This window comes from Streptococcus sp. KHUD_012, assembly GCF_052588255.1.
The window spans coordinates 188,435-201,905 of record NZ_CP159355.1; the positions used below are offsets into that span (position 1 = coordinate 188,435).

The 13,471-nt window shown below is 41.3% G+C and carries 12 protein-coding genes; all 12 read right to left on the minus strand.

Annotated elements, in window-relative coordinates:
* Positions 1-113: 113 nt before the first annotated feature.
* The 12 genes from purF to ABVF55_RS01155 all read right to left on the minus strand — a co-directional run bounded on the left by purF (position 114) and on the right by ABVF55_RS01155 (position 13,382).
* Positions 114-1,553 (minus strand): amidophosphoribosyltransferase, encoded by a 1,440-nt coding sequence (purF, locus tag ABVF55_RS01100; protein ID WP_003009289.1) that lies wholly within the window; start codon positions 1,551-1,553, stop codon positions 114-116.
* 12 nt (positions 1,554-1,565) lie between these two features.
* A complete protein-coding gene (locus ABVF55_RS01105; RefSeq protein WP_445285402.1) occupies positions 1,566-5,291 on the minus strand; it encodes a phosphoribosylformylglycinamidine synthase in 3,726 nt (1,241 codons plus the stop codon).
* Positions 5,292-5,357: 66 nt separating this feature from the next.
* Positions 5,358-6,065, minus strand: coding sequence for a phosphoribosylaminoimidazolesuccinocarboxamide synthase (purC, locus tag ABVF55_RS01110; RefSeq protein WP_445285403.1), 708 nt, complete (start codon positions 6,063-6,065; stop codon positions 5,358-5,360).
* 150 nt (positions 6,066-6,215) lie between these two features.
* A complete protein-coding gene (locus tag ABVF55_RS01115; RefSeq protein ID WP_445285404.1) occupies positions 6,216-6,464 on the minus strand; it encodes an acyl carrier protein in 249 nt (82 codons plus the stop codon).
* Positions 6,465-6,467: 3 nt separating this feature from the next.
* A complete protein-coding gene (plsX, locus tag ABVF55_RS01120) occupies positions 6,468-7,463 on the minus strand; it encodes a phosphate acyltransferase PlsX (RefSeq protein WP_445285405.1) in 996 nt (331 codons plus the stop codon).
* Positions 7,460-8,239: a DNA repair protein RecO gene (gene recO / locus ABVF55_RS01125; RefSeq protein WP_070590601.1), complete on the minus strand. Its 780-nt coding sequence runs from the start codon at positions 8,237-8,239 to the stop codon at positions 7,460-7,462. The genes plsX and recO overlap by 4 nt, the downstream gene beginning before the upstream one ends.
* The gene (locus ABVF55_RS01130; RefSeq protein WP_414327238.1) at positions 8,223-9,404 is read right to left on the minus strand and encodes a pyridoxal phosphate-dependent aminotransferase; all 1,182 of its coding nucleotides are present in this window, start codon (positions 9,402-9,404) and stop codon (positions 8,223-8,225) included. The genes recO and ABVF55_RS01130 overlap by 17 nt, the downstream gene beginning before the upstream one ends.
* A 155-nt stretch (positions 9,405-9,559) precedes the next feature.
* Positions 9,560-10,408: a class B sortase, LPKTxAVK-specific gene (gene srtB, locus ABVF55_RS01135; RefSeq protein ID WP_070666595.1), complete on the minus strand. Its 849-nt coding sequence runs from the start codon at positions 10,406-10,408 to the stop codon at positions 9,560-9,562.
* 88 nt (positions 10,409-10,496) lie between these two features.
* The gene (abpA, locus tag ABVF55_RS01140; RefSeq protein WP_070666592.1) at positions 10,497-11,102 is read right to left on the minus strand and encodes an amylase-binding adhesin AbpA; all 606 of its coding nucleotides are present in this window, start codon (positions 11,100-11,102) and stop codon (positions 10,497-10,499) included.
* A 244-nt stretch (positions 11,103-11,346) separates the two neighbouring features.
* The gene (locus tag ABVF55_RS01145) at positions 11,347-12,000 is read right to left on the minus strand and encodes a hypothetical protein (RefSeq protein ID WP_445285406.1); all 654 of its coding nucleotides are present in this window, start codon (positions 11,998-12,000) and stop codon (positions 11,347-11,349) included.
* 218 nt (positions 12,001-12,218) lie between these two features.
* Positions 12,219-12,359: a hypothetical protein gene (locus ABVF55_RS01150; protein ID WP_173018797.1), complete on the minus strand. Its 141-nt coding sequence runs from the start codon at positions 12,357-12,359 to the stop codon at positions 12,219-12,221.
* 48 nt (positions 12,360-12,407) lie between these two features.
* Positions 12,408-13,382 (minus strand): ribose-phosphate diphosphokinase, encoded by a 975-nt coding sequence (locus ABVF55_RS01155; RefSeq protein WP_049490632.1) that lies wholly within the window; start codon positions 13,380-13,382, stop codon positions 12,408-12,410.
* Positions 13,383-13,471 lie beyond the last annotated feature (89 nt).

The following is a 13,471-nucleotide window of genomic DNA, read 5'->3' on the forward strand; positions in this document are numbered from 1 at the left end:
CAATAGGGCAAAGCGTCTACTGACAAATGCTTTAGCTTTTAGTCAGTAGTGAGACGTGGAGCATCAGCATTTTTATTTGTCATTTGTTTCATTCCTTTTCTTTTGCACTGCTCTTAATAGAAAGAAGTATGTTCTTTCAAACTTTCCACATAGCGTTCTTCGTAGTCATACAAAGGTGTTGGATATTTTCCATCAAAGTAAGCCACACAAAGACCGCCATTTGGGGCATCTGTATCGATTCCAATAGAATCAATCAAGCCATCGATTGACAAATACGTCAAGCTATCTGCACCAATGATATCGCGTGTTTCCTCTACTGTATGATTGGCAGCAATCAATTCCTTACGTGTTTGAATATCGATCCCGTAGAAACATGGGTAGGCAAGGGCTGGGCTACCGATTGCTACGTGGACCTCTGTAGCTCCTGCTTCTTTCAATAACTTCACAATTCGACGTGATGTTGTCCCACGTACGATAGAATCATCGATCATGACAACCCGTTTGCCTTTCACGACACCGGATACGGCAGAGAGCTTCATCCGAACCCCTTGCTCACGTAGTTCTTGTGTTGGTTGAATAAAGGTCCGTTGGGTATATTGGTTTTTAATCAAGCCCATTTCATTTGGTAGGCCAGATTCTTCCGCAAATCCCATGGCTGCACTAAGTGAAGAGTTCGGTACACCGACCACAATATCTGCTTCATGTTTGAATTCACGTGCCAATTGAGCCCCCATACGTTTACGTGCTGTATGGACATTGACCCCTTGGATATTGGAGTCCGGACGGGCAAAGTAGATATACTCCATCGAACAAACAGCCAATTGGGTGTCCGTTGTATAGTTATCGTAAGTGATGCCATTATCATCAATGATCACGACTTCACCCGGATTTACATCCCGAATCCACTCTGCTCCAACCACTTCAAAGGCACAGGTTTCAGATGAAACCACGATAGCTCCGTTGGCCATTTTCCCAATCGAAAGAGGACGGAAACCATTTGGATCCAAGGCCGCAATCAGCTTATCTTCCAGCATGAGAAGGTAAGCAAATCCACCTTTCACCGTATTCAAGGCTTCTTTCACCTTACCCATGAAAGAAGGGTTGTGGCTCCGACGAATCAAGTGGGCCAAGATTTCTGAATCAGAAGTTGAGCTAAAGATCGCTCCGTTATTTTCCAACTCCCGTTTGAGGGACTTAGCATTGGTCAAATTCCCGTTGTGGGCTAGTCCAAACTGGGTATCATGAAAGCGAAAGAGGAAGGGCTGGATGTTATCCACCGAAGCTTCCCCAGCTGTCGCATAGCGAACATGGCCAATCGCTCCCGTTCCTGTTAACTTATCCAAGTTAGCAGGATTTCGAAATACTTCTGAGAGAAGACCCGTATCACGATACCGTTTTAGTTGACCCGCATCATTCGAAAGGATCCCCGCCCCTTCTTGACCACGGTGTTGAAGACTGTGTAATCCGAAATAAGTCAGTTTTGCAGCATCTGGGTGTCCCCAGATCCCAAAAATACCACATTCTTCATTAAGAGATTTAACTTCGTATGTCATTTTGTATACCTTTTATTTTCCAGTAAAGTATTTCACAGCTGATGAAAAGAGATGCTGGTCTTTATTTCCTGGAATATTTTGGAAGAGACCGTCTTCGAAACGTTCTGAGTGACCCATCTTACCAATAATTTGACCGTTCTTACTTGTGATACCTTCGATAGCATTGACAGATCCGTTAGGATTGTATTTTGAATCCATGCTTGGTTTACCTTCAAAGTCAACATATTGGGTAAAGATTTGACCATTGTCACGAAGCTCTGCAAATTCCTCAGCTGTCACGACAAATTTACCTTCACCGTGTGATACTGGGATAGCATGGATGTCGCCAACTTTCACGCCAGCAAGCCATGGTGAGTTCGTATTGGCAATACGTGTTTCAACCATCTTAGCCACGTGTTGGTTGGCATCATTGTAGAAGAGGGTTGGACTCGTGCTGCTTGCATCTTCAAAGTTACCGTATGGAAGAAGGCCTGATTTAACAAGAGCTTGGAATCCGTTACAGATACCAATAATCAAACCACCACGTTCGATGAAGCTATCGATGGCTGCACGTACTTTTTCATTGAGCAAGATGTTCACGATAAATTTAGCTGATCCATCTGGTTCATCCGCTGCTGAGAAACCACCTGCAAAAAAGATAATATTAGCTTTTTCGATATTGTCAACCATGGTGTCAACAGACTTGACAATCGCCTCTTCGTTCAATGTTACAAATGGTACCAAGTTGACTTTTGCACCTTCTTTTTCAAAGGCCTTAGCTGAATCGTACTCAGAGTTCGTACCTGGGAATACTGGGATGTAAACCACTGGTGTCTCAACTGTTTCTTTAGCTTTGATCACAGCGTTTGATGCTACAGCAGGTACTTCTTCCAACTCAGTTGCTTGTGCAAATTCTGTTGGGTAAACCTCTTCCAATTTACCTTGGAAGGCACTGTCAAGTTTGTGTCCATCAAGCGTTACACCATTGACAGTAAGTGTAAAGTCAACTACTGTTTGTCCGATCTTGGCAACACCTGCAACTTCTTCAGGCGATGTGAAGACGAATCCACCCAATTGGGCTGTCAAGCTAGTGTCAAAGTCAGCTAATTCAACGTTTGCACCAATATGGTTACCAAATGTTGCAAGGGCAAGAGCTTCAACCACACCACCATATTTAACAGCTGATGCAGATGTGACTTTATGGTCAGCTTGGATGGCTTCAAATTGAGCAAAGTTAGACTTGATAAGATTGAAGTCAATTTCTTGTGCCAAAGCTTGACCAGGAATGTAGTAAATATTTTCACCAGCAGCTTTGAATTCTGGAGAAAGAACCTTACGGCTATCTGCAGTTGTTACCCCAAAAGCAACCAAGGTTGGTGGTACAGTCAATTCTTCAAAGGTACCAGACATAGAGTCTTTCCCACCGATAGATGGCAAACCAAGTTGAATCTGCGCTTCAATGGATCCAAGAAGAGCTGCTACTGGTTGACCAAAACGCTCTGCTTGTTTATCCATCCGCTCGAAGTATTCTTGGTAAGAGAAGCGAGCCTTAGACCAGTTTGCACCAGCAGCAACCAAACGAGCTGTTGCTTCGATGACCGCATAGGCAGCACCATGATATGGAGACCATTCTGCTACATAAGGGTTGAATCCTTGCGCCATAACAGAAGCAGTTGTTGTCACGCCATGTTGGACTGGCAATTTCTGTACAGAAGCTTCCGTTGGTGTGATTTGGTAGCGACCACCCAGTGGGTGATTGACTGTTGAACGACCAACTGAGCTATCAAAGATGGTTTGCAAACCTTTTTGACTGGCATGGTTCAGGTCAGCCAAGACTTCAAGAGTATCCGCTTCAAGGGTTTCAGCAGATGTTTGACGTTCTTCTGGAAGCTTGACATCCTTGTCAACCACCTTAGCATCTACAACCACACGCACCCCGTTTGTATCAAGGAAACGACGTTCCAAATCAACGATGGTTTCACCATTCCAGTGCATGACAAGATTTGGTTTTTCAGTCACTGTCGCAACAACAACAGCGTCAATGTTTTCTTTGTTACATGCTGTGACGAAGGCATCTACATCTTCCGGACGAACCACTACAGCCATCCGTTCTTGAGACTCAGAAATGGCAATTTCTGTACCGTTCAAACCTTGGTATTTCAATGGCACTTTGTCTAGATCAATTTCAAGACCATCTGCCAATTCACCGATCGCCACACAGACACCACCAGCCCCAAAGTCATTTGATTTCTTGATCAGACGTGTCACATTCCCATTACGGAAAAGACGTTGAATCTTCCGTTCTTCGATGGCATTCCCTTTTTGAACCTCAGCACCAGCCGTCTCAACAGATTCAACTGTTTGAACTTTAGAAGAACCTGTCGCACCACCGACACCATCACGTCCAGTCTTCCCACCGAGCAAGATAATCACATCACCAGCTTCAGGTTTTTCACGGACCACATTTTCCTTAGGAGCCGCACCGACAACAGCACCTAGCTCCATACGTTTGGCGACGAAACCTGGGTGGAAGTATTCACGAACATAGGTGGTTGCAAGACCAATTTGGTTACCATATGAAGAATAACCATGAGCCGCTGTTTTAGAAATCACTTGTTGCGGCAATTTACCAGCGCGAGTTTCTGAAATTGGAGCTGTAATATCACCAGCACCTGAGATACGCATGGCTTGGTAAACATATGAACGACCTGACAATGGGTCACGAATGGCACCACCGATACAAGTAGCCGCACCACCAAATGGTTCGATTTCCGTTGGGTGGTTGTGAGTTTCGTTCTTAAACATGAGAAGCCATGTCTCTTTCACACCATTGACATCCACTTCAATTTCAACAGAGCAGGCATTGATTTCATCAGACACTTCCATGTCATCCAAACGACCATTAGCACGCTCATAACGGCCAAAAATAGTCGCCATATCCATCAAGGTTTGAGGTTTTTCCGTACGTCCCAACTCATCACGCATGGCAATATACTTGTCATAAGTCGCTTGCAATTGTTTTTGGAATTTAGAAGCTGAGAAGTCGATGTTTTTCAACTCAGTTTCGAAAGTCGTGTGACGACAGTGGTCAGACCAGTAAGTATCCAACACCTTAAGCTCAGTCTCAGTTGGCACCCGTCCAATGGATTTGAAGTAATCTTGAATGAAGAGAAGGTCATCCACTTCCATTGCCAATCCTTGCTCAGCCTTATACTGTGCAAAATCTTCTGCCGTATATGTTTCAAAGAAATCCAAGCTTGGAATGGTCTTGTCAGACTCAGAGAAATCCTGTTTCGCAATGCCAACAGTAATATCTTTGAAACGAGAATCCACTGGGTTCAAGAGGTAGTTTTTAACAGCTTCCAATTCATTCGCATCAATATCCTTGTTAACCAAGTACAATTGTGCTGTGTTCACCGTTACATCATTTGAACTACCAAGCAACAGCAAAGCTTCTTGCGAAGATGCCGCACGTTGGTCAAATTGACCAGGCAAACTTTCGATCGCAAAGAAAGCATATTTCTCAAGATCAGCCTGAACCGCAACTTCATCCAAAACAGTATCGGTCACTTGCTCAGAGAAGATGTGTTTTTCCGCACGCGCAAACAAGTCCTCTACCAAACCAAAAACATCGTAAACCTGAACAATCCGAAGATCCTTCAAGGTTTTCAACTGAAGATTATGCTTTAATTCTTTTACTAAAGAGTCCGATTTCACACGAAAATCAGCTTTTTTCTCAACGAAAATACGTTTATCCATTTTATTTCCTTTATCTATTTCTACTTAAAGATTGTAGTGAAGACCAAGTATTCTATTTGTAAAAGGCTACTTCAATCCTTGCAATTTTTCCAATACAACCTTATAAACATCTGTCAAGCTACCAAGATCACGACGGAAGACATCCTTGTCCATATGGTGCCCTTCCGCATCCCAAAGGCGGCAGTTATCTGGTGAGAATTCGTCTGCCAAGATGATCTTGCCATCCTTATCAAAGCCAAATTCCAATTTGAAGTCAATCAAACGAAGACCAATTTGTGCAAACCAATCTTTCAGCAATTCATTGATACGACGCGTTTCTTCCTTGATATAGGCAATTTGTTCGTCGTTAGCAATATCCAAAAACTTCACATGCTCGTCATTGATAAATGGGTCATCCAAATCATCGTTCTTATAGTAAAATTCAACGATTGGAGTTTCTAGGTCCACCCCTTCTTCAACGCCAAACCGTTTTGAGAAAGAACCCGCAGTCACGTTACGAAGAACAACCTCCAAAGGAATAATTTTCACTTTCTTGTTTAGTTGTTCAGTATCAGAAATACGTTCGATAAAGTGAGTAGCTACTCCCGCAGCATTCAATTTTTCAAAAATAAGAGACGAAATCTGATTATTTAGCACACCTTTTCCCTTAATAGTCTCCTTACGAGCTCCATTTAGCATGGTTGCCTGGTCCTTATAGACCGACTTAATCACATGTTCGTCCTCAGTAGTATAGATATCCTTAGCTTTTCCAGTATAAATCAGTTGATTGGTCATGACTTTGTTCGCCTTTCGTATTTTATCACCTTCATTCTATCACATACAAAGTGGATTTTCAATAAATTTCCGTACAATATAGGCAGAAACCGAATGAAAAGGACAGAAAAAAAGATCATCCAGAACAATCTCTGAACGATCCCTTTTCAACTAGTTACTAGCAGTTCGTTTTTCGATATAGTCAACGACATCTCCTACCGTGTTAAAGTCATCAATAGCCTTGTCTGGAATCTCCAATTGGTATTCATCCTCAAGATTGATAATAAATTCCATTAATTCAACAGAATCCGCTTGTAAATCCTTACGTAAGTCAGATTCCAAAGATACTTGAAAATCTGATCCCTTGCGGTCTTTGAGAAATTCCTCAATAGTAGTTAAAATTTCGTTTTGTTTACTCATACATTACTCCTCCTTTGATAATTCCTTCACCGATTTTCCAACAACATCTGTCTCTAACATAGTCCGAATCTGACGAATGGTACTATAGACTGCTTTTGCATCACTCGAACCATGCGTTTTAACAACAGGTGCTTGAAGGCCAAATAAAACTGCTCCTCCAACATCTGAGAAATCCAAGGTTTGTTTCAATGATTTCAACCGGTCCTTGAGGAGAAAAGCTCCTAGTTTCGCCTTCCAGTTTCCAGTAGCAATTGCTTGTTTCAGTTGCTTCAAGATTCCAAAAGCTGTTCCTTCCATCGTTTTCAAGACAGCGTTTCCCGTGAAACCATCCGCCACAACAACATCTGCAACACCATCCATCAAATCACGCGCTTCCACATTTCCAACAAAATGAATCGACTCATCCTCAGATAACAATTGGTAAGTTTCCTTGCGCAAAGGATCTCCCTTACTAGCTTCTGTCCCATTGTTCAATAGACCCACACGTGGTTTTTGAATCCCACGAACGTTTTCCGCATAGTAAGACCCCATCACAGCATACTGATGCAAGTGCTCTGGTGTATTTTCTGCATTGGCACCTAAGTCCAACATGTCATACCCGCGACCATCAACCGTCGGAAGTGTGGACATCAAGCCAGGGCGTTCCACCCCTTTGATACGGCCAACGATAAAGAAGCCTGCTGCCAACAAAGCACCTGTATTTCCCGCAGATAGCATGGCATCGACCTCACCATCCTTCACATCCTTGGCAGCTAAGACCATCGAAGCCTGTTTTTTCCGACGAATGGCCCGCGTTGGCTCATCATCTGAATCGATTTTTTCTTCCGTATGCACAATCGATACACGTTCTGTTGCGGTTAAATATTCTTTGATTTTTGCCTCATCGCCATACAAGACAATCTCAATATCATCAAAATCACGAATGGCTTGATTCACACCTTCTACCAAGGCTTGAGGTGCATTATCGCCCCCCATTGCATCTACTGCAATTTTTTTCATGTTTCACCTCCAGATGAATCTTTCATAATCGCTCCCCAATCACTCAAGGAATCGATAAACTTTTTAGCTTTTAAATGAATCCCTACATACTCCTCATACAACTGATCAATTGCCTGACGCAGAGCTGCTTTCATCTCCGCTTGTAGAGAAATCGTCTCTAACTCACTGAATCGTACTGCTTGAAACTGATCCAATAAATAGAGAACATTCGGATGCCAGTGGGCTCGTCTCTCATCCTGATCATAGTGATCCGGACAAAGGACCCCACTATACCGAAAAGAGTAATCAAAAGGAAGTCCAACCCGATGACAGAAACAGCATTCATGCAGATTCAAGACAACTCCAAATCGTGATAGAATCTGAATCTCAAAAATATTGGTTAAAACCTCATAATCCAGTCCCTCTTCCATCAAAGACAAGGTCTTTTCCAAAAAAGCAAACAGGGCCGGATCCACCTGATTATCCTGAATACTTGCATCTGCAAGCGCCAGAACATAGGTCGCATAAGAAAGGGCAAAAAGATCTGCATTAATTTTCTTATAAATCTGCACATCTTGAAAATCATCAATATAACTCAACCCATCATCATTGATTTTCAACAACATATCTGCCGTTACCAAAGGTTGCAACATGGGATTCAACCGTGATTTTCCCGCATGTTTCACAAAAAACATCCGCTTCCCTGACTTCTCTGTGAAGATTTTGACCAGCTTGTCATCCTCACGAAACTCCCGATTATACAGGACAATTCCCCGGGTCTCAATTGACTCCAGCATGTTCTTCCATATACTCCTTCAAGCGTTTCATAGCTTCCTTGATAACCTCCATGCTGGCTGCATACGACAAACGCACATAGCCTTTACCATATTGACCAAAAGCAGCACCAGGAATGAAAGCAACCGCTTTTTCACGCGCAAAATCCTGCAAGAAAGCAAAGGAATCTTGATTATAACCAGCTGGGATTTTAGCAAAAATATAAAAAGCTCCATCTGGCTTAATAATCTCAAACCCAAGCGCGGACATCTGTTCAATAATATAATCACGACGCTTCACATATTCCTTCTTCATTGGCTCCGCATCATCCCGACCTTCCGTCAAAGCTTCGATCGCAGCATACTGGTTCATGGTTCCAGCAGCCGTTACCAAATACTGATGGCTCTTGATGAGTTGGGCCGTCAATGCAGCAGGCGCAAAGATAAAGCCAAGCCGCCAGCCTGTCATGGCATGAGATTTGGACAAGCCATTAATAACAATGGTCTGCTCAGGAATAAAGGAGGCCATAGAGACATGCGCTTCTCCAGTATAAGTCAACTCTGAATAGACTTCATCACAAATCACAAAGACTTCATATTTTTTTAAGACAGCAGCTAATTCTGCCATCTGTTCGCGCGAATAGGTAACTCCCGTTGGATTAGCTGGATAATTGAGAATAACAGCCTTCAATTTTTCACCCTGCTCTAAAATAGCCTTTTCCAACTTTTCAGGAGTCAAGATAAAACGATCTGCTGTCGTATCAATTTCGACAACATCTGCTCCTACCAAATTTATAATCGGCTCATAACCAGGGTAGGCCGGTGCTGGAAGAAGTACTACATCTCCAGGTTCCAAGATTGCTGTCAAGGTTGCAGATAGGGCTTCAGTCGCACCGATCGTCACCAATATCTCATCCTCAGGACGGTAGTGAATACCATATTTATCAGCCACAAACTGACTCGCAGCCTCACGCAAAGCCAGCAAACCACTCATCCCAGTGTAATGGCAAAAATTCGCATCAATGGCAGCCTTTCCTGCTTCTTTTACATGTTCAGGAGTTGTAAAATCCGGTTCCCCCAAAGTCAAACGTAAGACACCAGGAATGGAAGAAATTGATTGATCGAACTGACGAATCAAAGATACTTCAATCCGATTCAGATTTTTATTAAAACGTTTCGTTAAATCCATAGAACACCTCCAAAAACACTTATATTCATTATACTATAAATAGGACCCCATCGCAAAAGAACAAGCCAGATCCCCACCTTTTGCTTACCACCAAAGGACATTTCAAAAATCCTTCCATGCAAAAAAGACTTAGCAATGCTAAGTCTTTCAAGTCATTATTGTTGGCCACGTGTTGCCACATATTTCAATTGATCTGCATGTTTTGCCACAAAATCCTTCATTTCTGAATCAGGAATTTGACGAAGATAGAGGTTAGAACGAATAGTTTCATCCTCTTCACGACAAGTGGACAATACTAAATACTTATCAGTTGCTTTGATCTTGATATTAGGGTTCTTCGTACGAGCTGACTCATAGATATTCTTCAATTGTGTCGTAAAATCATTGTCATCAGTAAAGCTTGTACGGTAGAAAGCAGTGTTCTCTGGGACAATGACCAATCCCATTACTTCATAGTAATATTTCCGCTCTGGTGTCTCAATCACAACATACGGATGTTGGTCCAAATACTCTTGTTTGTCATAGTAGTTGACATCATTAAACATGCGATGGTCGCCGACCTTACTACCACGAGCATGACCAAACAACCAAGTCAAACGATCACTGAAGTCTTTCTTGTTGTCCATATCCATGAAGACTGTCCCCATGTATGGTTCATTTCCCCCATCAAAGGTTTTATTCAAATAAGTTTCATTGTCAGTGGTTTGTACAACAGGTTCATCCAACTCAGTACCCGGTGCATAGACATAAGCAATTGTCTCAGGGTTAACAGCTGTTAACTGAGCAAAACGATTTTTCAAGTAATCTTTTTCTTCTTGGCTTGGTTCATATTTAGTTTCTTGCTTGGTTGAGCTTGTTCCAGTTGTTTTTTTAGCCGTGCTAGATGACTTAGTTCCTCCAAATGGATTAAAGAAAATAAATCCAGCAACAAGAACAACAACTGCAACAAGAGCAGCGATTACAAGACCCAATTTATTTGAACTTTTTTCCCCAGCTCTTTTCATTGATCGATCTCCTCTTGATGATTTTTTCTAAAAAATAACACTGAACCCGAAGGTCCAGTGATATTTTACGAGCTAATTAATAATCAAATTATTTAACTGCGCTTGTTTTTGGAAGAGCTTTACCAGCTTGTTTTGAACCAGCTTTACCAGCTTTAGCTGCGTCTCCACCTTTATTTTCGTTAGATTTAGCTTCGTTTGTAGCTTGACCGTTAGCGTTAGCATCAGCTGCATCAGCAGAACCACCATGGTTAAGAGCTTTATCTTCTTGATCACGCATGTCTTTTGTTTTGTTGTCTTGAACGCCAGTTGGGTCGTTCCAGTATTTACCTTCACGTTGAGCTGCTGCACGGTATTGATCTTGAAGGTTAGCTACATATTTGTTGCGTACAACATTACGTGCTTCAGTGCGAGCTGCTTCAAGTTTAGCAACGTAATCGCCGTAAAGGTGACCTGATCCGTATGCTTCAAGAGCTTGTCTTGCTGCTACAACTGTTGGATAGTTTTCAGCTTCTGCGTTGATTTCAGCTTCGTGTGCTGCTACTTGTGTGTTTGCTTCGTCAGCGATATCGCGTTCTGAAACGTAGTGTTTTTGAATCAATGCATTTGAGCTATATGAATTGTCAGATGCAAATGCTGGAGCTGCTGCAGCAAATACTGCAAGAGCTGCTACTGATGATAATAAAACTTTTTTCATTGTTTTATCTCCTTTTTTTCTTTTCAAAAATTATTCGTTACTTCGTAACTATGACTAGTATACTAGGATATTCTGCCTATGTCAAGACTTTTCTTAGTTTTTTTAAAAAAAGTATCAATTTTTTCTATTTCAAATAACTATTTTTTTCATATAGCAAATTGAATTGCTCAATTTATATCTTAGTTTATGTTATCGAATGTATAAAAAAGAGGGCAGTTGCCCTCTAAAAATTTTATCCAATCTATTATTGGTTTACTACTGAAGAGTAGTTTGTGCTAACAAATGTTTCAACAGTCTTGAATGTTTCGTATTGTTGACCATCTTTAGCAGTTTCTTCTTTTTGTGAAGCAGAACCATAACGAGAATTTGGATCAACAGTCACAAGACGTTTACCATCGTCATATGAACCATTATAAGAATAGTTAGTGTTTCCGTATGTTTCTACAGCTTTGAATGTTTCATATTTTTGACCATCTTTAGCTGTTTTTTCTGTTTGTGAAGCAGAACCGTAACGAGAGTTAGTTGTTCCAGTTACATTTTCTTCTGAAGGAAGGTCTTTTTTAGCTGTAACTGCAACTGGTTTTTTAGGTGCAGCTGGAGTAGATACTTCTTGAAGAACACCATCTTTTTTATCACCTTTTGGTTGTTGAACTTGTACAACTGCAACTGGTTTTTTAGGTGCTTCTGGTTTAGCTGGTGTAGCTGGTTTAGCTGGTGTAGCTGGTTTAGCTGGTGTAGCTGGTTTAGCTGGTTTATCAGCATTAAATCTTGCACCAAAGCGAGTATTGTTACCAAACTCACGAGTTGCATCATTGAAAGGGGTACCATTAGTAGCTGCATAAGAAACGCTAGCGATTGCTGACAATGCCAATACACTTGTTAATAAAACTTTTTTCATAATAGTTTTATCTCCTTTTTCATATTTAATATAGATTACTCTACATTGAACATTTTATACATATATGTTGGGTTTGTCAAGTATTTTTTTCGATATAACGCTGCAATATCAATAAATTAATTTTAAAATTAGGTCTATTTGATACCCAAAATTACGATTTCGAGATAATTCTACATAAAAAGAAGAAGTCATGATATAACTTCTTCTTTTTCTTCAAACTATTTTACCACCCCATTTTTAGGTAATCGTTTCTTGGGCAAACTAGGATCCGCCTTTGCTTCTAGTTCTTTAGCTGCTTGAACCAGTTTTTTCCGTTTCTTTTCTTTTTTTAGGTTTTCCAACCATTTTCTGATTTCCATTTGTATTTCCTCCTATACAAAAGAGGCTGGTCTCCAGCCTCCTTATTGTTAACATTTTTTGGCATTTCCGATTTCAAATAGAGGGGAAAGAGGACGATTTTCGTGAATGCGAACAATGGCCTCTGCAAGAAGTTTCGCAATCGAAATTTGCTCAATCTTATCAATTAATCGATCTTCTGGTAGATAAATCGTATCCAACACCACCAACTTCTTAATGGCTGATTTTTGGATGTTGTCCATCGCTGGTCCTGATAAAACAGGGTGAGTACAGCTTGCATAAACTTCAACAGCACCTGCTTCTGCAAGGGCATCCGCCGCATGACAGATTGTACCAGCTGTATCAATCATATCATCAATCAAAATACAAGTCTTGCCTTCAACACTCCCAATGATATTCATCACTTCACTCGTATTCATCTTATCGACACTTCGACGTTTATCAATAATCGCAATCGGTGTCTTCAAAAATTCAGCTAATTTCCGAGCACGAGTCACACCACCATGGTCTGGACTGACAACAACATAGTCTTTCCCAATCATCCCGCGACGTTCAAAAAAGTCGGCGATCAAAGGCGCACCCATCAAGTGGTCAACCGGAATATCAAAGAAACCTTGAATCTGAGCAGCATGCAAATCAATTGTCAAGAGGCGATCAACTCCAGCAACCTCAAGCATATTGGCTACCAACTTAGAAGTGATTGGTTCACGAGCTCGAGCTTTCCGGTCTTGACGAGCATAGCCGTAATATGGCATCACCACATTAATGGATTGCGCACTAGCCCGTTTCAACGCATCTACCATAATCAAAATTTCCATTAGATTATCGTTAACCGGTGAGCTAGTGGATTGCAAAATATAAACATCTTTCCCACGGATTGATTCTTCAATATTAACCTGAATTTCTCCATCAGAAAATTGACGAACCGTTGACTTTCCAAGCGGTAGTCCCATTTCACGAGACACACGTTGAGCCAATTCTTGATTTGACGACAAAGCAAAGAGCATTAAATCAGAAAATGACATGATTTCCTCCAGTAAAATCTAAAAACCATATTGTACAGTCAGCACAAATTTCTCCTGTAAACATTTTATCGCTTTTTAAGCAAATATTC

What these genes read in the sequence shown, in the direction of transcription:
- ABVF55_RS01115 (WP_445285404.1), bottom strand. Translation starts at nt 6,464, where the DNA reads ATGAGTAAACAAAACGAAATTTTAACTACTATTGAGGAATTTCTCAAA.
- purC (WP_445285403.1), bottom strand. Translation starts at nt 6,065, where the DNA reads ATGACCAATCAACTGATTTATACTGGAAAAGCTAAGGATATCTATACT.
- ABVF55_RS01130 (WP_414327238.1), bottom strand. Translation starts at nt 9,404, where the DNA reads ATGGATTTAACGAAACGTTTTAATAAAAATCTGAATCGGATTGAAGTA.
- ABVF55_RS01145 (WP_445285406.1), bottom strand. Translation starts at nt 12,000, where the DNA reads ATGAAAAAAGTTTTATTAACAAGTGTATTGGCATTGTCAGCAATCGCT.
- purF (WP_003009289.1), bottom strand. Translation starts at nt 1,553, where the DNA reads ATGACATACGAAGTTAAATCTCTTAATGAAGAATGTGGTATTTTTGGG.
- ABVF55_RS01155 (WP_049490632.1), bottom strand. Translation starts at nt 13,382, where the DNA reads ATGTCATTTTCTGATTTAATGCTCTTTGCTTTGTCGTCAAATCAAGAA.
- plsX (WP_445285405.1), bottom strand. Translation starts at nt 7,463, where the DNA reads ATGAAAAAAATTGCAGTAGATGCAATGGGGGGCGATAATGCACCTCAA.
- abpA (WP_070666592.1), bottom strand. Translation starts at nt 11,102, where the DNA reads ATGAAAAAAGTTTTATTATCATCAGTAGCAGCTCTTGCAGTATTTGCT.
- ABVF55_RS01105 (WP_445285402.1), bottom strand. Translation starts at nt 5,291, where the DNA reads ATGGATAAACGTATTTTCGTTGAGAAAAAAGCTGATTTTCGTGTGAAA.
- recO (WP_070590601.1), bottom strand. Translation starts at nt 8,239, where the DNA reads ATGCTGGAGTCAATTGAGACCCGGGGAATTGTCCTGTATAATCGGGAG.
- ABVF55_RS01150 (WP_173018797.1), bottom strand. Translation starts at nt 12,359, where the DNA reads ATGGAAATCAGAAAATGGTTGGAAAACCTAAAAAAAGAAAAGAAACGG.
- srtB (WP_070666595.1), bottom strand. Translation starts at nt 10,408, where the DNA reads ATGAAAAGAGCTGGGGAAAAAAGTTCAAATAAATTGGGTCTTGTAATC.